This window comes from Comamonas sp. w2-DMI (assembly GCF_040187735.1).
Lineage (GTDB): Bacteria > Pseudomonadota > Gammaproteobacteria > Burkholderiales > Burkholderiaceae_C > Comamonas > Comamonas terrae.
The window spans coordinates 1-23416 of sequence record NZ_JBANEL010000019.1 but is presented as its reverse complement, the minus strand read 5'-3'; the positions used below and the strand labels follow the sequence as shown (position 1 = coordinate 23416).

At 65.3% G+C, this 23416-nt stretch carries 18 protein-coding genes, 2 tRNA genes and 1 pseudogene; 12 read left to right on the top strand and 9 right to left on the bottom strand.

Going from position 1 to position 23416, the window contains the following annotated elements; all coding sequences use genetic code 11:
- Positions 1-3: 3 nt before the first annotated feature.
- A complete protein-coding gene (locus V8Z74_RS18345) occupies positions 4-2883 on the bottom strand; it encodes a 2-oxoglutarate dehydrogenase E1 component (RefSeq protein WP_066480747.1) in 2880 nt (959 codons plus the stop codon).
- 219 nt (positions 2884-3102) lie between these two features.
- On the opposite strand from V8Z74_RS18345, the gene V8Z74_RS18340 reads away from it, so the two are divergent.
- The 8 genes from V8Z74_RS18340 (at position 3103) to V8Z74_RS18305 (ending at position 14098) form a co-directional block, all read left to right on the top strand.
- On the top strand, positions 3103-4290 hold the full coding sequence (locus tag V8Z74_RS18340) for an AI-2E family transporter (protein WP_349710543.1): 1188 nt from the start codon (positions 3103-3105) through the stop codon (positions 4288-4290).
- A gap of 261 nt (positions 4291-4551) precedes the next feature.
- The gene (gene fdnG, locus V8Z74_RS18335) at positions 4552-7611 is read left to right on the top strand and encodes a formate dehydrogenase-N subunit alpha (RefSeq protein ID WP_349710542.1); all 3060 of its coding nucleotides are present in this window, start codon (positions 4552-4554) and stop codon (positions 7609-7611) included.
- Positions 7612-7621: 10 nt separating this feature from the next.
- A complete protein-coding gene (fdxH, locus tag V8Z74_RS18330) occupies positions 7622-8566 on the top strand; it encodes a formate dehydrogenase subunit beta (protein WP_349710541.1) in 945 nt (314 codons plus the stop codon).
- Complete coding sequence (locus V8Z74_RS18325; protein WP_066480761.1) at positions 8566-9192, top strand: formate dehydrogenase subunit gamma; 627 nt, start codon at positions 8566-8568, stop codon at positions 9190-9192. The genes fdxH and V8Z74_RS18325 overlap by 1 nt, the downstream gene beginning before the upstream one ends.
- Before the next feature lie 77 nt (positions 9193-9269).
- Positions 9270-10247, top strand: a complete 978-nt coding sequence (gene fdhE, locus V8Z74_RS18320; RefSeq protein WP_349710539.1) for a formate dehydrogenase accessory protein FdhE — start codon at positions 9270-9272, stop codon at positions 10245-10247.
- Between the two features lie 123 nt (positions 10248-10370).
- A complete protein-coding gene (gene selA / locus V8Z74_RS18315; RefSeq protein ID WP_349710538.1) occupies positions 10371-11831 on the top strand; it encodes an L-seryl-tRNA(Sec) selenium transferase in 1461 nt (486 codons plus the stop codon).
- 93 nt (positions 11832-11924) lie between these two features.
- Positions 11925-13886, top strand: coding sequence for a selenocysteine-specific translation elongation factor (selB, locus tag V8Z74_RS18310; protein ID WP_349710537.1), 1962 nt, complete (start codon positions 11925-11927; stop codon positions 13884-13886).
- Between the two features lie 116 nt (positions 13887-14002).
- Positions 14003-14098, top strand: a tRNA-Sec gene (locus tag V8Z74_RS18305).
- 12 nt (positions 14099-14110) lie between these two features.
- Here the strand turns inward: V8Z74_RS18305 and yfiB are convergent.
- Genes yfiB through yfiR form a run of 3 tightly spaced genes read right to left on the bottom strand, consistent with a single transcriptional unit; the run spans position 14111 to position 16328 of the window.
- Positions 14111-14581 (bottom strand): outer membrane lipoprotein YfiB, encoded by a 471-nt coding sequence (yfiB, locus tag V8Z74_RS18300; protein WP_349710536.1) that lies wholly within the window; start codon positions 14579-14581, stop codon positions 14111-14113.
- A gap of 44 nt (positions 14582-14625) precedes the next feature.
- A complete protein-coding gene (gene dgcN, locus V8Z74_RS18295; protein ID WP_502879579.1) occupies positions 14626-15843 on the bottom strand; it encodes a diguanylate cyclase DgcN/YfiN in 1218 nt (405 codons plus the stop codon).
- Positions 15844-15851: 8 nt separating this feature from the next.
- Entirely contained in the window at positions 15852-16328 is a 477-nt protein-coding gene (yfiR, locus tag V8Z74_RS18290) for a regulatory sequestration protein YfiR (RefSeq protein ID WP_349710533.1), read from the bottom strand.
- A gap of 372 nt (positions 16329-16700) precedes the next feature.
- On the opposite strand from yfiR, the gene selD reads away from it, so the two are divergent.
- Both selD and V8Z74_RS18280 read left to right on the top strand, forming a co-directional pair.
- Entirely contained in the window at positions 16701-17759 is a 1059-nt protein-coding gene (gene selD, locus V8Z74_RS18285) for a selenide, water dikinase SelD (RefSeq protein ID WP_349710532.1), read from the top strand.
- 159 nt (positions 17760-17918) lie between these two features.
- On the top strand, positions 17919-19181 hold the full coding sequence (locus V8Z74_RS18280) for an NAD(P)/FAD-dependent oxidoreductase (RefSeq protein WP_349710531.1): 1263 nt from the start codon (positions 17919-17921) through the stop codon (positions 19179-19181).
- A gap of 155 nt (positions 19182-19336) precedes the next feature.
- On the opposite strand, the gene V8Z74_RS18275 is transcribed toward V8Z74_RS18280, so the two are convergent.
- From V8Z74_RS18275 to V8Z74_RS18255, 5 genes are all read right to left on the bottom strand, one after another.
- The gene (locus tag V8Z74_RS18275; protein ID WP_066480781.1) at positions 19337-19807 is read right to left on the bottom strand and encodes an Lrp/AsnC family transcriptional regulator; all 471 of its coding nucleotides are present in this window, start codon (positions 19805-19807) and stop codon (positions 19337-19339) included.
- 91 nt (positions 19808-19898) lie between these two features.
- Entirely contained in the window at positions 19899-20675 is a 777-nt protein-coding gene (locus tag V8Z74_RS18270; protein ID WP_349710529.1) for an amino acid ABC transporter ATP-binding protein, read from the bottom strand.
- A 3-nt stretch (positions 20676-20678) separates the two neighbouring features.
- Positions 20679-21347, bottom strand: coding sequence for an amino acid ABC transporter permease (locus tag V8Z74_RS18265; protein WP_066480784.1), 669 nt, complete (start codon positions 21345-21347; stop codon positions 20679-20681).
- Between the two features lie 137 nt (positions 21348-21484).
- Positions 21485-22315 carry a transporter substrate-binding domain-containing protein gene (locus V8Z74_RS18260; protein ID WP_066480787.1) on the bottom strand — a complete coding sequence of 277 codons (831 nt, stop codon included), beginning with the start codon at positions 22313-22315 and terminating at the stop codon, positions 21485-21487.
- A gap of 406 nt (positions 22316-22721) precedes the next feature.
- Positions 22722-22798 (bottom strand) — tRNA-Gln (locus V8Z74_RS18255).
- 143 nt (positions 22799-22941) lie between these two features.
- Between V8Z74_RS18255 and V8Z74_RS18250 the strand changes: the two genes are divergently transcribed.
- Entirely contained in the window at positions 22942-23130 is a 189-nt protein-coding gene (locus tag V8Z74_RS18250; protein ID WP_349710527.1) for a hypothetical protein, read from the top strand.
- A 136-nt stretch (positions 23131-23266) separates the two neighbouring features.
- A pseudogene (locus V8Z74_RS18245) lies at positions 23267-23416 on the top strand (porin); the annotation flags it as partial.

The window sequence follows — 23416 nt, the reverse complement described above, 5'->3', positions numbered from 1 at the left end:
GCCTTACTTGGTCAGGACAAAACCCTTGAGCTTGGCGAATGCGCCATCGACCAGCGCCTTTTGCTGCTCCTGGTGCAGGTGCGAATAACCCACAGCCGGAGAAGCCGATGCGGCGCGGCCCGAGTAGCCCAGCTTCTGGCCTTCACGCATGTTCTCGTGAATGTTGTGCTGGATGAAGAACCAGGCGCCCTGGTTCTGGGGCTCGTCCTGGCACCAGACGATCTCGGTCGCGTTGCTGTACTTCTTGACTTCGGCAGCGAAGGCCTTGTGCGGGAAGGGATACAGCTGCTCGACGCGGATGATGGCCACATCCTTGGCCTCGCCTTCGGCACGCTTCTTGACCAGGTCGTAGTACACCTTGCCCGAGCAGGCGATGATGCGCTTGACCTTGGCGGCGTTCTTGACGACGGCTTCGTCCTGCTCGGGGATCACGGTCTGGAAACCGCCCGCAGTGAACTCGGACAGCGGCGAGGTCGCATCCTTGTTGCGCAGCAGCGACTTGGGCGTCATGATGACCAGCGGCTTGCGCAGCGGGCGCACCATCTGGCGGCGCAGCACATGGAAGATCTGGCTGGCCGTGGTGGGCTGCACGATCTGCATGTTGGTGTCGGCGGCCAGCTGCATGAAGCGCTCCAGGCGGGCCGAGCTGTGCTCGGGCCCCTGGCCTTCGTAGCCGTGCGGCAGCATCAGCGTGATGCCGTTGATGCGGCCCCACTTCACTTCGCCGGAGGCGATGAACTGGTCGATCACGACCTGTGCGCCGTTGGCGAAGTCGCCGAACTGGGCTTCCCAGATCACCAGGGTGTTGGGATCGTTGGATGCATAGCCGTATTCGAAGCCCAGCACTGCCTCTTCGGACAGGATGGAGTCGATCACGACGAACGGAGCCTGGTTCTCGGCTACGTTCTGCAGCGGGATGTAGGTGCCTTCGTCCCACTTCTCGCGCTTCTGGTCGTGGATCACGGCATGGCGGTGCGTGAAGGTGCCGCGGCCGCAGTCCTCGCCCGACAGGCGCACGGGGTAGCCCGACGCGACCAGCGAGGCGAAGGCCATGTGCTCGCCCATGCCCCAGTCCACGTTGATTTCGCCGCGACCCATGGCGGCGCGGTCGTCATAGACCTTCTTGACCAGCGCATGCGGCGTCACGGTACCGGGGATGGTGGTGATCTTCTCGGCCAGGCGCTTCCACTCGGTCAGCGGGATGGCCGTGTCGCCGGCATCGGTCCAGGACTTGCCCACGAACGGGCTCCAGTCCACGGCGTACTTGCTCTTGAAGTTGGTCAGCACGGGGTCCACCGTGTGGCGGCCTTCGTCCATGGCGGCGCGGTAGGCCTTGACCATGTCGTCGCCCAGCGTATCGCCCAGGCCCTGCGTGGCCAGCTTGTCGGCGTACAGCTTGCGGGTGCCGGGGTGGGCGCCGATCTTCTTGTACATCAGCGGCTGGGTCAGTGCCGGCGTGTCCTGCTCGTTGTGGCCCAGCTTGCGGAAGCAGATGATGTCCACCACCACGTCCTTGGAGAATTCCATGCGGAATTCCAGCGCCAACTGCATGGCCAGGCACACGGCCTCCGGATCGTCGCCGTTGACGTGCAGCACGGGCGATTCGATCATCTTGACGATGTCGGTGCAGTACAGCGTGGAGCGTGCGTCGCGCGGATCGGAAGTGGTGAAGCCGATCTGGTTGTTGATGATGATGTGCACCGTGCCGCCGGTGGAGTAGCCGCGGGTCTGGGCCAGCGCCAGGGTTTCCTGGTTCACGCCCTGGCCGGCAAAGGCGGCGTCGCCGTGCACCAGCACGGGCAGCACCTGCTTGCCATGGGGGTCGTCGCGGCGGTCCATGCGCGAGCGCACCGAGCCTTCGACCACGGGGTTCACGATTTCCAGGTGGGAAGGGTTGAACGCCAGCGACAGGTGCACCGGGCCGCCCTTGGCGGATACGTCGGAGCTGAAGCCCTGGTGGTACTTCACGTCACCTGCGGGCAGATTCTCGGGGGCGGTGTGGTCGAACTCGGCAAACAGGTCCTTGGGCATCTTGCCCAGGGTGTTGACCAGCACGTTCAGGCGGCCGCGGTGGGCCATGCCGATCACGACTTCCTGCACGCCCTTGAGGCTGGCGGCATTGATCAGCTCGTCCATCGCGGCGATGAAGGATTCGCCGCCTTCCAGCGAGAAGCGCTTCTGGCCCACGTACTTGGTGTGCAGATAGCGCTCCAGGCCTTCGGCCGCCGTCAGGCGGTCCAGGATGCGCTTCTTCTCGTCGGCATTGAACGAAGGCTTGCTGCGGATGGTTTCCAGCTTCTGCTGCCACCAGCGCTTCTGGTTCTGGTCGGTGGCATACATGTATTCGGCGCCGATGGTGCCGCAATACGTTTCGCGCAGGGCATTCATCAGCTCGCGCAGCGTCATGGACTCCTTGCCGAAGAAGGTATTGCTGGTGTTGAACACCACTTCCTGGTCGGCGTCGGTGAAGCCGTAGAAAGACGGCTCCAGCTCGGGAATTTCGGGGCGCTCGGTGCGCTTGAGAGGATCCAGGTCGGCCCAACGCTGGCCCACGTTGCGGTAGGCAGCGATCAGTTGCTGCACGGCGGTGCGCTTGCGACCCAGCTCGGAGTCGGCGCCGGAGGCGACCACCACCTTGGTGCCGCCCTGCTTTGCACGCTCGGCAAAGGCATTGATCACGGGCAGGTGGGGAACGTCCTTGCTGTCCGTGCCGTCCACGGCGGGCACGTGTTGCAGGGCATCGAAATACTCGCGCCAGGAGTCCGGCACGCTGCCGGGGTTGGCCAAGTAGTTCTCATACATCTCTTCGACGTACGGCGCATTGCCGCCAAAGAGATAGGTATTGCCTTGATAGGCTTGATAGATCGATGACTGATCGCTCATATTGCGCTGACCTCCGCCTCCCTTGAGGAAGCATTAGCTGGTTTGTAGAACCTTCCGCGACACGGCTGTACCGGTTGGCGGATGCGACTGTGGCTGGGAAGGGCCTTAGGTTGCGTCTGGCATTGTGCCACTTTTCAAAGCCGTACTCTTATGAAAGACCTAGCGTTTCCCTTCATCGAACTCGCTTACATTGGCGCTTATTGACAACCAAGGAATCAAATGCCCCTTTCGCAGCTTCACAAACGCACGTTCATCCTGCTGCTGGCGGCCGTCACGCTGGGTTTTGGAGTGGTGCTATGGGAGTACGTGGGCGCCATCTTCTGGGGCGTGGTCCTGGTCATCGTGTTCGCCCCCATGCACAGGCGCATCCTGGTGCGCATGCCCAGAAGCCCCAACCTGGCCACCTTGCTGACCCTGCTGCTCTGCCTTGTGGTGGTCATCCTTCCGCTGGTGCTGATCGGCATCTCGCTGGTGCGGGAGACCGCCGCCATCTACGAGCGGGTCAGCAGCGGCAACCTGTCCTCCGCCAATTATCTGCAGCAGATATTCGACGCACTGCCACCCTGGATCACCCCATGGCTGGACAGGCTGCACCTGGGATCGCTGAGCGAGCTCCAGGAAAAGCTCACCGAGGTGGCGGTACAGACCAGCAAGCTCGCAGCCACCCGCGCCGTGGGCCTGGGACAGAACACACTGGGCTTCGTCGTTAGCTTTGGCGTGATGCTGTACCTGATGTACTTTCTGCTGCGCGACGGCAAGCTGCTGATGCAGCGCATCCGCGAAGCGATGCCGCTGGAGCCCGAGCACAAGCGCGAGCTGGCCAGCAAGTTCACCACCGTCATCCGCGCCACGGTCAAGGGCAATCTCGCCGTTGCTGCCGCGCAGGGTGCGCTGGGCGGCCTGATCTTCTGGATACTGGGCATTCAGGCCACCGTGCTGTGGGCCGTGGTCATGGCATTTCTTTCCCTGCTGCCCGCAGTGGGGGCCGGTCTGGTCTGGGGGCCGGTCGCCATCTATTTCCTTGCCACCGGCGATACGGCCAAGGGCGTTGTCCTGGCCGCCTATGGCTTTCTGGTGATCGGCCTGGTCGACAACGTGCTGCGTCCCCTGCTGGCGGGCAAGGACACCAAGATGCCCGACTACATCGTCCTCATCTCCACGCTGGGCGGCATGGCCGTGTTCGGACTGACGGGCTTTGTACTGGGACCGGCCATCGCTGCGCTCTTCATCGCTGCCTGGGACATGTTCGCAGAAATGCAGCGCCAGGCGGAGCAGCAGCCCCTGCTGTCGCCGCAGGGCGAGGCCCTGGCGCCAGCTGGCAAACCGGTAGAAGTCCCGCCGACTCCATCCAAGGCACAGGAGATACCCCCCGTGCCGGAATCGGATCAAGGAGAGGTCAAAGCCTGAGGGTGGTCATCCCTGCGCTCCCTCCCTGACCGGACAAACAAACAACTGCCCCTGCGGACTTCATGGCCTTGGGCCGTTGCACTTTCTTGAGAAACCACCCGTTTCCGCCTCCAAGCGCTTAAATTTCATAGCAACAAGCCTCGCCGCCATCAATACCGCAGGGCACAGCTCAAGAATTCAGGGTTTGTAACCACCGGCGTCAAGAGGTACCTACGTAGAATTTGCTTTCACATAAAAGCGTTAATCCGAAAAGGTACCCACATGGTCCAATTCTCCAGACGCCAGTTCATGAAAGTGACTGGCTCGACGCTGGCGGGTTCGAGCCTGGCGCTGATGGGCTTCTCGCCCACGGCTGCGCTCGCCGAGGTGCGGCAGTACAAGCTGTCCGCCACCACGGTCACCCGCCAGACCTGCACCTACTGCTCCGTAGGCTGCGGCATCCTGATGCACTCGCTGGGCGACGGCGTCAAGAATGCCAAGCTGTCCGTCATCCACGTGGAAGGCGACCCGGACCATCCCGTCAACCGCGGCACGCTGTGCCCCAAGGGCGCCTCGCTGCTGGATTTCGTGCACAGCCCGCACCGCCTCAAGTACCCCGAATACCGCGCCCCCGGCTCCAGCGAGTGGAAGCGCATGTCGTGGGATGAAGCCCTGGACCGCATCGCCAAGCTGCTCAAGGACGACCGCGACGCCAACTTCATCGAGACCAACGACAAGGGCCAGAAGGTCAACCGCTGGCTCACCACCGGCATGCTGGCCGCCTCCGCAGCCAGCAACGAGGCCGGCTACGTCACGCACAAAGTGGCCCGTTCCTGGGGCCTTCTTGCATTCGACAACCAAGCACGTGTCTGACACGGCCCGACGGTGGCAGGTCTTGCCCCGACGTTTGGCCGTGGAGCGATGACGAACCATTGGGTCGACATCAAGAACGCGGACGTTATCCTGATCATGGGCGGCAATGCCGCCGAAGCACACCCCTGCGGCTTCAAGTGGGTGACCGAAGCGAAGGAGCACAACAAGGCTCACTTCATGGTGGTCGATCCGCGCTTCAACCGCTCGGCATCGGTGGCCGACTTCTATGCGCCCATCCGTTCCGGTTCCGACATCGCCTTCCTGGGCGGCGTGATCAACTATCTGCTCTCGAACGACAAGATCCATCACGAGTACGTGAAGAACTACACGGACTTCTCGTTCATCGTGCGCGAGGACTTCGCATTCGACGACGGCATCTTCTCGGGCTACAACCCCGAAAAGCGCAGTTACGACAAGAGCAGTTGGGACTATGAGCTGGGCGACGACGGCTTCGTCAAGATCGACCCCACGCTCGAGCATCCGCGCTGCGTCTATCAGCTGCTCAAGAAGCACTACGCCGGCTACACCGCCGAGAAGGTCGAGGCGATCTGCGGCACGCCCAGGGAAAAGTTCCTGCATGTGTGCGAGAAGCTGGCCTCGACGGCGCAGGCCGGACGCTCGGCCACCATCATGTACGCCCTGGGCTGGACCCAGCACACCATCGGCGCGCAGATGCTGCGCTGCGGCGCCATGATCCAGCTGCTGCTGGGCAACATCGGCGTGGCTGGCGGCGGCATGAACGCGCTGCGCGGCCACTCCAACATCCAGGGCCTGACGGACCTGGGCCTGCTTTCGGGCTCTCTGCCCGGCTACCTGACGCTGCCCAATGACGCAGAGCAGGACTATCAGCAGTACATCGCCGCGCGCACACCCAAGACGCTGCGTCCGGGCCAGATGAACTACTGGCAGAACACGCCCAAGTTCCATGTGAGCCTGATGAAGGCCTGGTGGGGCCCCGCGGCGACGGCCGAGAACAACTGGGCGTATGACTACCTGCCCAAGCTCGACCGCCAGTACGACATGCTGCAGATCTTCGAACTGATGAACCAGGGCAAGGTCAACGGCTACATCGCCCAGGGCTTCAACCCCCTGGCGGCGCTGGCCAACAGCAACAGCGTGCGCGAAGGCCTCAAGAAGCTCAAGTTCCTGGTCATCATGGACCCGCTGGTCACCGAGACCTCCGAGTTCTGGAAGAACCATGGCGAGTTCAACGACGTGGACTCCGCATCCATCCAGACCGAGGTGTTCCGCCTGCCCACGACCTGCTTTGCCGAGGAAGACGGCGCCGTGGTCAGCTCCTCGCGCGTGCTGCAGTGGCACTGGAAGGCGGCCGAGCCGCCGGGCGAGGCCAAGACGGACATCAACATCATGTCCGAACTGCACCTGCGCATGAAGGCTCTGTACCAGAAGGACGGCGGCAAGTTCCCCGACCCCATCGTCAATCTGTACTGGCCCTACGCCCAGGCGGCCCATCCCGGTGCCGACGAGATCGCCAAGGAATACAACGGCCGCGCGCTCGTGGACCTGAAGGACGCCGAAGGCAAGGTCATTCGCAAGGCCGGCGAGCAGCTGGCGGGCTTCGGCGAAATGCGCGACGACGGCTCCACGCTGGGCGGCTGCTGGATCTGGGCCGGCTGCTGGACCTCGTCCGGCAACCAGATGGCGCGCCGCGACAACTCGGACCCCAGCGGTCTGGGCAACACGCTGAACTGGGCGTGGGCCTGGCCGGCCAACCGCCGCGTGCTGTACAACCGCGCATCCTGCGACCGCGAAGGCAAGCCATTCAACCCCAAGCGTGCGCTCGTCAAGTGGAACGGCACCAGCTGGACCGGCTTCGATGTGCCCGACATGGGCCTGACCATGCCGCCCGAGACCACCAACCCCTTCATCATGAACCCAGAGGGCGTTGCGCGTTTCTTTGCGCGCAAGGGCATGAACGAGGGACCGTTCCCCACGCACTACGAGGCTTTCGACAACCCGCTGGGCTACAACCCCATGTATCCCAACAACAAGCAGGCTGTCATCAACCCCGCGATGCGCATCTTCGACTCGGTCAAGGACACGGCAGGCTCGCCCAGCGAGTTCCCGCACGTGGGCACGACCTACCGCCTGACCGAGCACTTCCACTACTGGACCAAGCACGTGCAGCTGAACAACATCGTCCAGCCCGAGCAGTTCGTGGAAATCGGCGAGGCGCTGGCCAAGGAGCTCGGCATCGAAACCGGGCAGAAGGTCAAGGTCAGTTCCAAGCGCGGCTTCGTGAAGGCGGCAGCCATCGTGACCAAGCGCATCAAGCCCATGAAGATCGACGGCAAGACCATCCACCACGTGGGCGTGCCGATCCACTGGGGCTTCTCGTCCACGGGACGCAAGGGCTATCTGGCCAACAACCTGACGGCCTCGGTGGGTGACGGTAACAGCTTGACCCCTGAATCCAAGACCTTCCTCGTGAAGGTGGAAAAGATCTAAGGAGCAGCTGATGTCATCCACCATGTCTTTAGATATCAAGCGCCGCTCGGCCACCACCACGCCCGCCCCCGGCGCGCGTGGCGCCCATTCGGGCGAGGTGGCCAAGCTGATCGACGTTTCCAAGTGCATAGGCTGCAAAGCCTGCCAGACCGCCTGCATGGAGTGGAACGACCTGCGCGACGAGATCGGTACGGCTGCAGCCGGCGTCTACGACAACCCGACGGATCTCACGTCGGAATCGTGGACCGTGATGCGCTTTACCGAGTACGAGAACGAAGCCACGGGCAACCTGGAGTGGCTGATCCGCAAGGACGGCTGCATGCACTGCGAGGATCCCGGCTGCCTCAAGGCCTGCCCGTCTCCCGGCGCCATCGTGCAGTATGCAAACGGTATCGTGGACTTCCAGCAGGATCAGTGCGTGGGCTGCGGCTACTGCGTGACCGGCTGCCCGTTCAACATCCCGCGCATCTCCAAGAAGGACAAGAAGGCCTACAAGTGCACGCTGTGCTCGGACCGCGTGGCCGTCGGCCAGGAACCCGCCTGCGTCAAGACCTGCCCCACGGGCGCCATCATGTTCGGCACCAAGGATGCCATGAAGGAGCAGGCCGCGCACCGCGTGGTCGACCTCAAGGAGCGCGGCTATGCCGAGGCTGGCCTGTACGACCCGCAGGGCGTGGGCGGCACGCATGTGATGTACGTGCTGCATCACGCGGACAAGCCTTCGCTGTACAAGGGCCTGCCCGACGATCCGTCGATCAGCCCCATGGTGTCCCTGTGGAAGGGCGTCGCCAAGCCGCTGGCCATGGCGGCACTGGGCGCCGCCGCCGTCGGCAGCCTGTTCCACTACATCACCAAGGGTCCGAACGACGTGTCCAAGGATCTCGAGGATGAAATGGAACGCAAGGACCGGGCTGCCGACAGTGCCGCCCACAGCGCCGGAAAGGAGGCCCGCTGATGCAACGCAATCCTCGTGACCTCGTACGCTACACCGCGTCGGAACGTGCCAACCACTGGATCGTGGGCATCTGCTTCATCCTGCTGGCCCTGTCCGGCCTGGCGTTCTTCCATCCGGCGTTCTTCTGGCTGACCAACCTGTTCGGCGGCGGCCCGTGGACCCGCATCCTGCACCCCTACATCGGGGTGGTGATGGCCCTGTTCTTCATCGTCATGGCCGGCCGTTTTGCCAAGCTCAATGTCGTGGAGCCCCGCGACATCGAATGGCTCAAGAACGTCAACAAGATGATCGATGGCGATGACCATGACATGCCCGAGCAGGGCAAGTACAACGGCGGCCAGAAGCTCCTGTTCTGGGGCCTGGTCATCGGCATGCTGTTCATCGTCGTCACCGGCTTTCTGATGTGGCGCGCCTGGTGGACGCTGCCCGTGAACGTGGTACGCGCGGCATCGCTGGTCCACGCCGTCGCGGCCGTGTGGATGATCGGCCTGATCATCCTGCACGTCTACGCGGCCATCTGGACCCGCGGTACGATCCGCGCCATGCTCTATGGCACGGTGACCCGCGCCTGGGCCAAGCAGCACCACCGCGGCTGGTACCGTAAGGTCACCGGTGACAACGACTGACGCCCCCTTGTTCTGACATCCGGCCGCCAAGCGCTCACCAGGCGCTTGGCGGCTGAACTTTTTGGAGATCCCTGCCAATGCAACGCATTCTTCAACCTGGCGAGATCGAAGCCCTGGACCACACCAGTTTTCCCCGCGTGCTCCTGCCGGCGACGGCCAGCCTTTTTGCCGAGCGCGCGGCCCGGCTGCGCCAGCTGGCCGACGGCAATCCCATTGCCGACTACCTGCAGTTCGTCGCGAAGATCATGGACGCCCAGCACAAGGCGGCCGCCGGCCTCACGCTGGCAGCGCCCGATGCCGCACAGATCGCGCGGGCGCAGGAGCACTCGATGCCGCTGCTGCCCGCCGTGGAGAACATCGATCCGGCCTGGCAAGGCGTGCTGGACGCCATGCTGGACACGCTGCAGGACGGCGATCGGTCCGCCGCCCTGCCCGCGCCGCTGCAGCCGCTGCTGCAGGAGCTGCGCAGCCTGCCGGCCGAGACGCGTGACGACATCGCCAGGAAGCTGCTGCAAAAGGAAGTCGCCGCGCGCCACGTGGGCATGGCGCCCTTCATCATGGCGGCGCTGCAGGTCACGTTCACCCGGCGCACCGCCGACCTCACGGCCCAGGACGTGCCCTACACCGATCCGGCCACCATCTGCCCGGTCTGCGCCAGCGAGCCCGTGGCCAGCGTGGTCCGCATCGGCGGCAGGGCCGCCGGCCACCGCTATCTGCACTGCGGCACCTGTGCCTGCGAATGGCAGATGGTGCGCGTCAAATGCTCGCACTGCGCATCGACCAAGGGCATTCATTACCAGGGTGTCGAAGGCGCGGGCGAGGAAGTTCTGGCCGAAACCTGCGACGAGTGCGGCAGCTACCGCAAGATCGTCAACCAGGAAAAGAATCCCATGGTCGACCCGCTGGCCGACGACCTGGCCACGCTGATGCTGGATCTGCTGATGAGCGAAACCCGATTCCAGCGGGCCAGTCCCAACCCGCTGCTCTACGTGGCGTTTGCCGAGGAGCAGGCCGAGGCCGAGGCGGACAGCGCGCTGATCGATCCCTGCGCCTGACAACCTGTCCGCTGCGCCACAATAAAGGGCGGCAGGCCTTGCGCCAGCCGCCTTTTTCATTTCAGGACGATGACCGCCCGCATCGGCAGGAATCTCGCGCCCACTTCACTTCCCGAAGCACCCATGCACGCCACACAAGCGCCCGAGCCCCCAACCGCTGACATCACGCACCCTTCCCAGTTGCCGGCCGTGGACAAGATCCTGCTGCACCCGAGCCTGCAGCCCTTGCGCGAAGCCTATGGCCTGGATGCCTGCACCCGGGCCGTGCGCGACGTGCTGGGCAGCCTGCGCCAGCAATTGCTGGGCGGCGAGGAAGCGCCCGCGGCCGGCTTGCAGGCGGATCCGGCAAGCATTGTGCAGGCGGCGGGGCTGCGCCTGCAGCGGCGCTTTGCCCCCAGGCTGCGCACCGTCTTCAATCTCACGGGGACGGTGCTGCACACCAATCTGGGCCGCGCGCTGCTGCCGCAGGCGGCCGTGGATGCCGTGGTACAGGCCATGACGTCCCCGGCCAATCTGGAATACGACCTCGAAGACGGCGGGCGCGGCGACCGCGACGATCTGGTGGAGGCGCTGATCTGCGAGCTCACGGGCGCGGAGGCCGCCACCATCGTCAACAACAATGCCGCGGCCGTGCTGCTGGTGCTTTCCACGCTGGCTGCGGCCGGCGAGCGCAGGGAAGTGGTTGTCTCCCGCGGCGAGCTGGTGGAAATCGGCGGCGCATTCCGCATCCCCGATGTGATGACGCGCGCCGGCGCGCGCCTGGTGGAAGTGGGCACCACCAACCGCACCCATGAGCGCGACTACAGCGAAGCGGTCACCGACTGCACGGCCGCACTCATGAAGGTGCATTGCAGCAACTACGCCATCACCGGCTTCACCAAGGCCGTGAGCGATGCGCAGGTGGCCCGCATTGCGCACGACAAGGGCCTGCCCATGATCGTCGACCTGGGCAGCGGCACCCTCATCGACCTGCGCGAATGGGGACTGCCCTACGAGGTCACGGTGCGCGAGACCATCGAGTCCGGCGCCGACCTCGTCACCTTCAGCGGCGACAAGCTGCTCGGCGGCCCGCAGGCCGGCATCATCGTGGGCAAAAAGGCATTGATCGCCCGGATCAAGAAGAACCCTCTCAAGCGAGCGCTGCGCGTGGGCAAGATCACGCTGGCGGCGCTGGAGCCCACGCTGCGCCTGTACCTGCATCCCGAAAAGCTGGCCGAGCAGCTGACCACGCTGCGCCTGTTCACCCGGCCGCAGGCCGACATGCAGGCACAGGCATTGCAGCTGCAGCCCGTGCTGCAACAGGCGTTGGGCCCGGCCTTCGTGGTCGAGCCCGCGCCCATGACCAGCCAGATCGGCAGCGGCGCCCTGCCCGTTGAAAGCCTGCCCAGCTTCGGCCTCAGGATCCATCCGGCCAGCGGCAGGCAGGCAGGCCGCCAGCTCGCACAGCTGGAAGCGCGCCTGCGCGCCCTGCCCCGCCCCGTGATCGCGCGCCTGCGCGATGACGCGCTGTGGCTGGACCTGCGCTGCCTGGAGGCGGCCATGCAGCACGCCTTCAGCGAACAGCTTTCGCTACTGGGAAGATAGCAAGAAACGCCTGCCAATCAAGCATCCTGAGATGATTTCCATCAAAAAGATTGACCGCATCGGCAACGCGGTGCGACACGGAGCGACCCACACATGATCATCGGCACCGCCGGCCATATCGACCACGGCAAGACCACCCTGGTGCGCGCCCTGACCGGCGTGGAAACCGATCGCCTCAAGGAGGAAAAGGCACGCGGCATTTCCATCGAGCTGGGCTATGCCTACGCGCCTTTGCCCAATGGCGATGTGCTGGGCATCATCGACGTGCCGGGCCATGAGAAATTCGTGCACACCATGGCCGCCGGCGCCGTGGGCATAGACCACGCGCTGCTGGTGGTGGCAGCGGACGACGGCATCATGCCCCAGACCCGCGAGCACCTGGAGATCCTGCAGCTGCTGGGCATCCGGCAGGGCACGGTGGCCCTGACCAAGGTGGACCGTGTGCCGCGCACGCGCATCGACGAAGTGCGCGGGCAGATCGCCGCGCTGCTCGCGGACACGGCCCTGGCCGGCTCGCCAATCTTCGAGACCGCGGCGGCAGTGGCCGACAACCCCGACATTTCAGGCATCTTTGCGCTGCGCCAGCACCTCGACCAGCAGGCCCAGGCCATGCCCGCGCGCAAACGCGACGGGCTGTTCCGCCTTGCAGTGGACCGCGTCTTCACGCTGGCCGGCCAGGGCACGGTGGTGACCGGCACCGTCTTCGGCGGGCAGGTGGCCGTGGGCGACACGCTGCTGCATTCGGCAAGCGGCAGGGCGGTGCGCGTGCGCAGCATCCATGCGCAGAACCAGTCCAGCGACACCGGCGTGGCCGGCCAGCGCTGCGCGCTCAATCTCGCAGGCATTGCCAGGGAGGACATCGAGCGCGGCGACTGGGTGGCCGATGCACGCGCGCTGCAGGCCACGGATCGCATCGACATCGCGCTGCAGCTGCTGGCCGATGCCGCGCCCATGCAGCAGTGGACGCCCGTGCATGTTCACCTGGGCACACGGCGCTGCACCGGCCATGTGGCCTTGCTGCAGGACGACCCGATCGCCCCCGGCACCGCGGCGCGCGCGCAGCTGGTACTTGACTCACCCGTGTTTGCCATGCCCGGCGACCGCCTGATCCTGCGCAACGCGCAGGCCACCCGCACGATCGCCGGCGGCATGGTGCTGGACCCCTACGCTCCCGCGCGCAAGCGCCGCGGCGCCGAGCGCATGGCCTACCTCGATGCCATCGAACAGCTGGTTGCGCATGGCGACCTTGCGCCGCTGATAGCCCAGGCACCCTATGGCACTGCGCTGTCGCAGCTCATGCGCCTGGCCGGCCGGGCCCTTCATGCAGACCAGCTGCCCGCGCATGCGGTCCATCTGCCCATGGCTGGCGACGATGCCCTGGTCATGGATGCCGCCCGCTGGCAGGCACTGCAGGCGCAGGTGCTGCAGACGCTGACGCGCTTCCACGAGAAATCGCCCGACGAGCCCGGCGTGAATGCGGCGCGCCTGCGCCGCATGGCCCTGCCCGGCCTGCAGCAGGCGGCGCACGATGCGCTGTACCAGGGGCTGCTCGACAGTCTGCTTGCGCAGCGGCAGCTGGCCGGCACAGGCGCCTGGCTGCACCTGCCGGGCCACAGCGTGCAGCTTTCGGATGCGGAACAGGCTCTGGCCCAGAAGCTGCTGCCCGCGATTGCGGCCGGCCGCTTCGATCCGCCCTGGGTGCGCGATCTGGCCCGCGACCATGGCGCGGGCGAGGAAGTGGTGCGCCAGCTGCTGCGCAAGCTCTCGCGCCAGGGCCAGCTGTTCCAGGTGGTCAAGGACCTGTTCTATGCCGCATCCTGCATGGACGAGCTGGCGGCGCTGGTGGCAGCCCTGGCCAGCGGAGCCGACAATGCGCAAGTCGAAGCCCGGGCCTTTCGCGATGCCACGGGCCTGGGCCGCAAGCGCGCCATCCAGATCCTGGAGTTCTTCGACCGCATCGGCTATACGCGCCGCGTGCGCGACGCCCATTTGCTGCGGCCCGATGTGCAATGGAAGCCGGCCCCGGCTGCCGGCAGCGCCGTCCGCACCGCATAGCCTGCGGCCCGGCAAGGACAAGCGCCGGTTGCTACAGCATTCATAGAGGGCGGGCGGCTGCAGTTGGTCCCGGCAGCCATGAATGCTGGATACAATCCGCGCATCTTCTACAAGAAGGAAGGCAATCGCGCCCGGTGGCGCGGCCGGGCTTCAAACCCGGTGGGGGGCGTCAGCCGCTCCCGGGTTGGTTCGACTCCAGCTGCTTTCCGCCACTGTGCCGGCAGCTACAGCAGGGGCACGATGATGGCCACGCGGCGGTTTTCCGCAGCATTGCCCGCCGCCACGGGTGCCGCCCGGCCCAGCCCCTTGACCTCGATGTTCTGCCTGGGCATGCCGGCCTCCGCCAGCACATCCGCCACGGCCTGCGCCCGGCGCAGGGACAGCCGCAGGTTGTAGGCATCGCTGCCGCGGTCGTCCGTATAGCCTTCCACGCGCAACCGGTCTATGCCCTCCTTCAGCAGCGCCCGTGCCAGATCCAAGACCTTGCCCCGCGCCTGCTGACCGACTTCTGCGGAGTCGAATTCAAACAGCAGCTTGCCCGACATCTGCAGCTCCCAGCCATCCTCGCCGGGCGCGAAGCCCTGGGCCTTCAGGACCTGCTGCTGCTGTGCTGTCAGGCCCTGGGGCTGCGGGGTCTGGCAGGCAGCCAGCAGCAGGGCCAGTGCCATGGCCATGCACCAGCGGCTCCAGTCCATGAACCGCCACCCACCCAGAATCTTTCTGTTCCATTCCATATGCATCATCCCCTGATGGCGGCATGCCCGGCATGCCGCGCAAGTTTGGCTTCGTACATGGCCTGGTCCGCATGGTTCAGCAATGTCTCCATGTCGCGGCCATGGCGCGGAAAGACGGCAATGCCGACGCTGACCGAAGGATTCAGCAGCACGCCTGTACCGGTCACCACAGGTTCGCGCATTGCCTCTTCGATCTTGTCCGCCACGAGCCGGGCATCGTCCACGCCGCCGACCGGGTACAGCAGGATGGCGAATTCGTCACCGCCCAGGCGGGCGACCAGGTCCGCCTCGCGCACCAGCGAATGCAACCTCTCTCCCACGGCCCTGAGCAATGCATCGCCCGCCGCGTGGCCATAGACATCGTTGACCTGCTTGAAGCGGTCGTTGTCCAGGAACAACACGGCCAGCTTGCGCCCCGCCTGGTCCGCATCGAGCAGCGCCTGCCGCAGGCGCTGCTCGAAATGCGAGCGGTTGGCCAGGCCGGTCAGGCTGTCGCGCGAAGCCTTCAGTTCCAGCACGGAGTTCTGCTGCTGCAGGCGCTCGTGGCGCATCTGCAGCTCGGACAGCAGGGCGTTGAAGTCGTCGCCCAGTTCGTTCAGTTCGGCAATGCGGGCGGCAGGCACGCGCTGGTCCATGGAACGGTCGTGCCGCACGGCCCGGGCCACCCGGGCCAGTTGCTGCAGCGGCTCCGCGATATCCGCCAGCATGCGGCGCGACTGGCGCATGCCCAGATAGCCGCTGATGCCCACACACAAGGCCAGCACCGCCAGGCCGGCGCAGAGAAAACGCACAAAGCCGGCGCCGTCGCTGTAGAGCACCACTCGCCCGACCGGCTTGCCGTTCTGGCGCACTTCGGCCTCTCCAGGCTGCATCCCGATGACGGCGGCCAGCACCTCGCCGGCACCGCCAGTGGCGGACTGGCCCGAAGACCAGCGCACAAACACCTGCCCCCGCTCATCGAACACCTGGGCCCGCGCCACATCCTCGCCGCGCAGCATCTGCTCCAGCATCCGCGCCGCCTCGTCACGGTCGTTGAAGACCAGCGATGCCTCGGCCGTATAGGCCAGCGAGCGGGCTATCAGATGCAGGTTGTTGAGCAGGTACAGGCGCAGCACCACCACGCCGACCAGCAGCAGCAGCACGCCGGCCAGCGAAATGGCCATGCCCGCCATGCGCAGATGGGCACGGCGGATCACCGCATGCAATGAATCATTGCTGCTCATGGGCAAGCTCATGGCGCCGCCTTGGTACGGGCCAGCTGCAGCACCTTGGGGCTGATGCGCAGGCCGCTGCGCGCCACGGAATCCAGGTTGACCTCGAAGCCCGGCCCTTCGCCCTGGCGCCGCAGGCAGAACATGGCGCCGATACGGCACAGCGCACCGCGCTCGCTGATGGTCAGCAGCGGTCGGCCGTCCTGCTGCCGCATCAGGCTGCGCCATTGCTGCTCGTCCATCTCGCCGGCATAGATGCCGTCGCAGTCGGCGTTCTTCACCTGATCCAGTTCCACCCGCCTGACGTCAAGCTGGCGGCTGCCCACCGCCTGCCCCGAGCTGTGCATCAGCCCGGCCGCATATTCCGTGGAGCCGACCACGCACAGGCGCAGCCCTCCGCTTTCAGCCGGCCAATGCGTGTAGCCCAGGATGCCGATCACCGTGCGCGCGACGCCCTGCACATGGTCTTCGGCCGCGGCGTCCGCCCGCGCAGACACGGCCGTCCAGGCTAGGCAGGCGGCAAGCAACCATGCCCGGCCGCCGGCACAGCGGGGAGGCACTCCATGACCACGATCTGGCTTGAAAGATGTCAACAACGGCTCCATGGGGACTGCGGCGGCCCTGCGGATGGCCCACGGCAAGCGGTGCACGTCCGAGGACAAACATTTTTTCACAATTTTGGAGAACGCCATGTAAGCCTTCTCCAGCAAAAAGCCCCGCAATTACAGCACGCAGCCGCATGCTTGTCCCACTGTCCGCGCAGAGCAGGCGCGGGCTGCCGATAATACTTGCACCGATTTCGGTTTCCCGCGCCGGCCCGCGCATGCAGGCTGCGCGAGCCGCCCGTACCGCCAGCCAAAGAATCTCCAATGACCATCGATACCATCCAAGCTCCCCGACTCACCTCCCTGTCCCATGGCGGCGGCTGCGGCTGCAAGATCGCGCCCGGCGTGCTGTCCGAACTGCTGGCCAGGAGCAATCTGCCCCGGCAGTTCTTTCCCGACCTGCTCGTGGGCACGGAGACTGCGGACGATGCAGCCGTCTACCGCATCAACGACGAGCAGGCCATCGTCGCGACCACGGACTTCTTCATGCCCATCGTCGACGATCCGTACGACTTCGGCCGCATCGCCGCCACCAATGCACTGTCCGACATCTATGCCATGGGCGGCACGCCGCTGATGGCCCTGGCCATCGTCGGCATGCCCATCAACGTGCTGCCCCACGACGTGATCGCCAAGATCCTCGAAGGCGGCGAATCGGTCTGCCGCGATGCCGGCATTCCGCTGGCCGGCGGCCATTCCATCGATTCGGTCGAACCCATTTACGGGCTTGTGGGCATAGGCATCGTCAACCCCAGGCAGATGAAGCGCAACGCCGATGCCAAAGCCGGCGACGTTCTGATCCTGGGCAAGCCGCTGGGCGTCGGCATTCTGTCGGCCGCACTCAAGAAAAATCTGCTCGACGAGGCCGGCTACCGCGCCATGGTGCATGCCACCACCCAGCTCAACCGCCCGGGCGCAGCGCTGTCCAGGCTGGAAGGCGTGCACGCGCTGACCGATGTGACGGGCTTCGGCCTGCTGGGCCACGGCCTGGAACTGGCCCGCGGCGCGCAGCTCACGGCCCGCATCGACAGCCGCAGGCTGCCGGTGCTGCCCGGCGTGCAGGCCCTGGCCGAGCAAGGCATCTTCACAGGCGCCTCGGGCCGCAACTGGGCCTCCTACGGCCAGCATGTGCAGCTGCCGGCCGGCCTGGGCGACGCGCAGCGTGCCTTGCTGACGGACCCGCAGACTTCGGGTGGCCTGCTGGTGTCCTGCACCTCGGAAGCCGCCCAACAGGTGCTCCAGGTCTTTGCCGATGGAGGCTTTGCCGAAGCTGCCGTCGTGGGCCGCATGGAAGCCGGCGAGCCGCGCGTGATCGTGGGCTGAAAGCCTGCCCGCACGGGAAAATCCTGCGGCGAACGCCGCGCCCGCCCCGCTGCAGCGCGACAATGGAGGCCAGGCCGACGTGCAGGCGCACGGCAGCCCTTTGTTCCGATGGACCCCCACGGCGCTGCGCAAGCCTTGTACCGCAGCGCACATGCACTCATGACAACCCCTTCCGTCGCCGTACTCGGCGCAGGCATGGTCGGCGTGGCCACCGCGCTCGAACTGCAGCGCCGCGGCATGGCCGTCACCTTGCTGGACCGGCGTGCGCCGGGCCTTGAAACCTCCTACGGCAATGCCGGCGTGATCGCGCGCAGCTCGCTCATGCCGTTCAACCATCCCAGGCTCTGGGGTACGCTGCCCGGCCTGCTCGGGAACCGGGGTACGGGCTTTCGCTACAGCCCGGCCTTCGTGGCTTCCAATCTGCGTTGGGCCCTGGGCTTTGTCGGCAATGCGCGCCGCAGCGTGTTCCGCGAGACCACCGCGGCGCTCGACAGCCTGATCCGCCTGTCCACCGACGAGCATCGCCGCCTGCTCGCCGAAGTCAACGCGCTCGATAGGCTACGCGACAACGGCTGGCTGTTTCTCTACCGCCACGCGGCGAGCTTCGAGGCGCCTGGCGCACGGCTGGGCCGCGAGACCATGGCGCAATACGGCATTGCCACGCAGGAGCTGCAGGCTGGCGAGCTGCAGGCGCTCGAGCCCGTGCTCAACCCCCTCTTTGCCAAGGCCCTGTGGATCAAGGACAGCTATTCCGTCAACAGCCCGGGCGCCGTGGTCAGGGCCTACGCCGATGCCTTTGCCGCGCGCGGCGGACGTGTGCAGACCACGGAGCTGCGCACGGTGCAGCAGACGGGCGATGGCTTATGGACCGTGATCGACAGCAGCGGTACGGGCCAGGCCTATGACCGCGTGGTGGTGGCCCTGGGCCCGTGGAGCCGGCAGTTTCTGGCCGGCCTGGGCGTGGAAATCCCCATGGGCTTCGAGCGCGGCTATCACCTGCACTATGCAGAGGGCGCCGGCGCCAGGTCGCTGCAGCGGCCCATCTACGACACGGCAGGCGGCTATGTGCTCTCGCCCATGGAGCACGGCATGCGCCTGTCCACGGGCGTGGAACTCAATGACTGCGACGCTCCGATGAAGCCCGTGCAGCTGGAGCTGGCCGAAGCCGCCGCGCGCCAGGCGCTGCCGCTGGGCCCGCGCCTGGACCAGCCGCTGTGGATGGGCCGCCGCCCCACCCTGCCCGACTCCCGCCCCGTGATCGGCGAAATGCCGGGCCGCCCCGGCCTGTGGCTGGCCTTTGGCCATCAGCACATCGGCTTTTCCACCGGTCCGGGCACGGCCGCGCTGCTGGGCGCCCTCATGCAGGGCGACACCCGGCTGCCGCTGGACCCCCATCCGTTCAGGGCCAGCCGCTTTCTGTAGGCAGGACTGGCTGGCCGGGGCGGCCAGCCGGCAGACAAGTCCTTTTTTCATAGCTTCAAGCGCTTGCCACATAAGCGTTTGAATGCGTTTTCAACCTCATTCCAACCTGGCGGCGAGTGCGCCGCCAGGGGCCAGGGGCGAATTGCGCGGCTCGTTCAGGCGGGCTGGCTCACCACTTCGGCCGTCGTGCGGCGGTCGATCTTGCGGCTCAGCACCACCGAGGTATAGGTCTGCTGAATGCCGTCGATCAGGCCGATGCGGTCCAGCAGGGCGTCGAGCTTTTCATTGCTCTCGCAGCGTACGAACACCATGTAGTCATACTGGCCGCTGACGGCCGAGACTTCCTCCACTTCGGTGAAGCGGTTGAGCGCCTGCATCACCGAGGTCGCCGTCTTGGGCTGCACGCGGATGCCGCAATAGGCGCGCACGGCCGATTGCTCCAGGCGCGAACCCAGGCGCACCCCGTAGCCCGCGATCACGCCCTCCTGCTCGAGCTTGGCAATGCGCGCCACCACCGTGGTGCGGGCCAGATTCATCTGCCGGGCCAGGTGTGCGGTCGAGGCCCGTGCATTGGTCTGCAGCAGGCGCAGCAACTGGCGATCGGTTTCATCCAAACGGTATTCCATACCCCATCCTTGTAGAACATGCTCCCGCAGGAGCGCATCGCGGCAGTGCGCGCTGGTTCTGTCGTGCGCAAGCCAGCCTTGTCGACCCCGGTCACGCGACCTGTGCTCTCCCCAGGATGCGGCCCAGAAAACTGCGCGTCGCCTCCTGCTCGGGGTTATCGATCACCTGGGACGGTGGCCCGGATTCCACCACCACCCCGTCGCGCATGAACACCACCTTGTCGGCCACTTCACGCGCGAACGCGATTTCGTGGGTGACCAGGATCATGGTCATGCCCTCCCTGGCCAGCGACTGGATCACGCCCAGCACCTCGGCCACCAGCTCGGGATCCAGCGCCGACGTCGCCTCGTCGAACAGCATGACGCCGGGCTCCATGGCCAGGGCACGGGCAATGGCCACGCGCTGCTTCTGGCCGCCCGACATCCTGTCGGGATACATGTCGGCGCGCTCGGCCAGGCCCACCTTGGCCAGCAGCGCACGCGCCCTGGCCTCGGCCTCGGGCCGGCTCTTCCTGAGCACGGTGACCGGCCCTTCCATCACGTTCTGCAGCACGGTCATGTGCGGGAACAGATTGAAGTGCTGGAACACCATGCCGGTACGGGCGCGAAAGCCCGCGAGCACCTTGTCGGCCGGCAGCTGGGTGTCCTTGCCGCAGAAGGACAGCGACTGCTCGCCGACGCGAATCTCGCCGCCGTCGGGCACGGTCAGCAGGTTCACGCAGCGCAGCAGCGTGGACTTGCCCGAGCCGGACGGCCCGATCAGCGCCACCACGGAGCCGCGCTCCACCGTCAGGTGGATGTCCTTGAGCACGGCCAGATCTCCGAAGGATTTCCTCAGGCCTCTGATCTCGATCACTGGAGCAGACATCGCTTACGCCTCCTTGCCCGAAGAATGGTTCTGCTCCATGCGCTTGGCCCACATCGTGGCCGGCAGCAGGATCACGAAATACGCCACGGCGATGAAGGTGTAGACCTCCAGCGGACGATAGGTGTCGTGCGCGATCACCTGGCCCTGGTACAGCAGGTCCGGCACGGCCAGCACGGACAGCAGCGAGGTGTTCTTGAGCTGCATGATGGACTGGCTCATCAGGGGCGGCACCATGCGCTTGAAGGCCTGGGGCAGCACCACCCGGCGCATGACCTGAAAGCGCGTCATGCCCAGCGCCTGCCCGGCCTCGGTCTGCCCCGGGTCGATGGAAATGATGCCGCCGCGGATGATCTCGGAATAGAACGCGCCGCCATACAGGGACAGGCACAGCGCCGCCGCCATGGGAGCCGACATCTCGATGCCCGTGAGCACGGGCAGCGCGTAATAGAACCATACCAGCTGCACCAGCACCGGCGTGCAGCGAAAGACCTCGACGAAGGCGCGCAGCGGCCCCGTCACCCATTTGCTGTGCGACAGCCGGCCCAGGCCGGCCACCAGCCCCACGGCCAGGCCGCCGAGCACGCAGATCGCGGTGAACAGCAGCGTGTAGCCTATGCCCTGCAGAAACAGCGTGCGGTAGGTCCACAGCAGGGAAAAATCCCACTCGTACATTCAAACTCCTCTCGGACTCGCCAGCCTATGGACCCGCGGGCCGCCGCCCGGGCAACGGCCTGCCACGCTCACGGGACTGGCTGCCCGTCATTCGCCGCAGCGGCCCGCGGGCATCGGCCACGCCCGCAGGCAAACCCTCAGAACTTCACCTGCTTGGGGAAGCTCTCGGGCTTCACGCCCGCGAGCTTTTCCATGTTCCGGACGATGACGGACTGGACCTCGCCGCGGCCACGCGCATCCTTGAGCCAGGCGTTGACCGCGTTTTCGAAATCCTTGTTCGCGCTCTTGGGCAGGCCGATGTGCGTGGGCGAGGTCGTCACCGGCTCGGGCACGAACATCTGGCCCACGTCCGGGCGCTTGGCCAGCAGCGGCTGGGCCAGCAGCACCATCAGCACCTGGCAGTCGGCGCGGCCGGTCTGCACGGCCATCGAGGCCGCACCCGAGCTGTCCAGGCGGGAAATCGTGGCCTTGGGCAGCATCTTGGTCGCGTACTGGTCCTGGTTCGAACCCACGTCCACCACGATCTTGACCTTGGGATCATTGAGCTGCTCCCAGGTCTTGACGGGGCCGAAGCCCTTCTTGCAGACCACGGTCAGCGTGTTATTGAACAGCATGTCCGAGAAGTCCACCATCTCGCGGCGGGCCGGCGTCGGGCCCATGCCGAACATCACGTCGATCTTGTTGGCCTGCAGGTCCATCACCGAATTGCCCCAGGTGGTTTCCACCAGGTCCACCTTGGCACCCAGCTTCTTGGCCAGGCTCTCGGCAAAGTCGGGGCCGAAGCCCTCCCACTTCTGCGAAACCAGGTCCTTGTGGAAATACGGCGTCGCCCCCGAAATCACGCCCACGCGCAGCACCTTGGTGCGCTCCACACGCGCCATGGTGCTCTCCTGTGCCACGGCTGCGGCGCCCAGGCACAAACCAGCCACCAGGGCCGCGGACTGAAGAAATAGACGTTTGGAAGGCATACCGCTCCTAGGGATTGAGATCAGCAACGATAAAAATCGAACAAAAGAGCGCAGAGTCTATAAGCTGCTCGCAATTTATCTTTGAAAAAAATGACGACTTGACGAATACATTTCGTCATTTTGAACAAAAGATTGCAATTTCCTCGCCTTGTACGTAGTAATACGTGCATCCCATCATGCCTTCCAGGCGGCTCCGGCGCACTGCCGCAGGCAGGTTCGGTTCCCTTCGTTCAGCCGCACAACGGCAGGGCAACACACGCCAGACGCAACAGGCCGCTCATGGTGGAACAGGAGTGCGCGGCATCCCCCGCGCACGAAAAGCGAGGCCGGAATACCCGCCACGGCATGGAAACCAGGCGCGCAAAGCAAAAACCCCGCCTGCTTTCACAGACGGGGTTTTCTATCTTGGCAGGGGAGGAAGGACTCGAACCCTCGCATGCCGGAATCAAAATCCGGTGCCTTGACCAACTTGGCGACTCCCCTACGATGGACGTAATTCTATAACGATTTTTCGCTATGAAAATTGAAGTCAGCGAAAAATTGTGCATTCGCAGCATTTGCGAAGCGTTTCGCCGGCATCCAGGCCAGCCCAGAGCGCACTCCGCCGTAGTCGCGGCTTTCGATCCATGCACGGCGCCCTGCGTGCGGATGGCGGCAGCCTCGCCGGCTGCCCCTATCCGGAGGCCGTCATTTTCATCCTGACATATGACGCAATCACTGTCCGGCCGGACTCCTGCCCGCGTTTCGTCGACCGTGTAGCGCATTTCCCGAACATCCAACCGGAGCGTCAACTAGGAACATCCATGAAGAAATGACGCAAAAAAACCACTGTCACGCACTCGAAATAGTGATTTCATCCGTCTTTGTGGAATTGAACACAGTCGTGTATACAAACCGTCGCTACATTTCACACCGCAATTTCTTATATAGCAATCAATCAAGAGAGGTTCCATGAAAAAATCGTTCATCGCACTCGCTGCGGCCCTGGCCTGCTGCGGTGCCGCACAAGCGCAAAGCACCGTCCAGCTCACCGGCCTGGCCGACATGTACGCCGGCTCCGTCAAGATGGCCGGCCAGGACCGCAAGTCGGTCGTGGGCTCC

Bases quoted from the DNA above. Each gene is read 5' to 3' on its own strand.
- V8Z74_RS18345 (WP_066480747.1), bottom strand. From the start codon at position 2,883: ATGAGCGATCAGTCATCGATCTATCAAGCCTATCAAGGCAATACCTAT.
- V8Z74_RS18340 (WP_349710543.1), top strand. From the start codon at position 3,103: ATGCCCCTTTCGCAGCTTCACAAACGCACGTTCATCCTGCTGCTGGCG.
- fdxH (WP_349710541.1), top strand. From the start codon at position 7,622: ATGTCATCCACCATGTCTTTAGATATCAAGCGCCGCTCGGCCACCACC.
- V8Z74_RS18325 (WP_066480761.1), top strand. From the start codon at position 8,566: ATGCAACGCAATCCTCGTGACCTCGTACGCTACACCGCGTCGGAACGT.
- fdhE (WP_349710539.1), top strand. From the start codon at position 9,270: ATGCAACGCATTCTTCAACCTGGCGAGATCGAAGCCCTGGACCACACC.
- selA (WP_349710538.1), top strand. From the start codon at position 10,371: ATGCACGCCACACAAGCGCCCGAGCCCCCAACCGCTGACATCACGCAC.
- selB (WP_349710537.1), top strand. From the start codon at position 11,925: ATGATCATCGGCACCGCCGGCCATATCGACCACGGCAAGACCACCCTG.
- yfiB (WP_349710536.1), bottom strand. From the start codon at position 14,581: ATGGACTGGAGCCGCTGGTGCATGGCCATGGCACTGGCCCTGCTGCTG.
- dgcN (WP_502879579.1), bottom strand. From the start codon at position 15,843: ATGAGCAGCAATGATTCATTGCATGCGGTGATCCGCCGTGCCCATCTG.
- selD (WP_349710532.1), top strand. From the start codon at position 16,701: ATGACCATCGATACCATCCAAGCTCCCCGACTCACCTCCCTGTCCCAT.
- V8Z74_RS18280 (WP_349710531.1), top strand. From the start codon at position 17,919: ATGACAACCCCTTCCGTCGCCGTACTCGGCGCAGGCATGGTCGGCGTG.
- V8Z74_RS18275 (WP_066480781.1), bottom strand. From the start codon at position 19,807: ATGGAATACCGTTTGGATGAAACCGATCGCCAGTTGCTGCGCCTGCTG.
- V8Z74_RS18270 (WP_349710529.1), bottom strand. From the start codon at position 20,675: ATGTCTGCTCCAGTGATCGAGATCAGAGGCCTGAGGAAATCCTTCGGA.
- V8Z74_RS18265 (WP_066480784.1), bottom strand. From the start codon at position 21,347: ATGTACGAGTGGGATTTTTCCCTGCTGTGGACCTACCGCACGCTGTTT.
- V8Z74_RS18260 (WP_066480787.1), bottom strand. From the start codon at position 22,315: ATGCCTTCCAAACGTCTATTTCTTCAGTCCGCGGCCCTGGTGGCTGGT.
- V8Z74_RS18250 (WP_349710527.1), top strand. From the start codon at position 22,942: ATGCACGGCGCCCTGCGTGCGGATGGCGGCAGCCTCGCCGGCTGCCCC.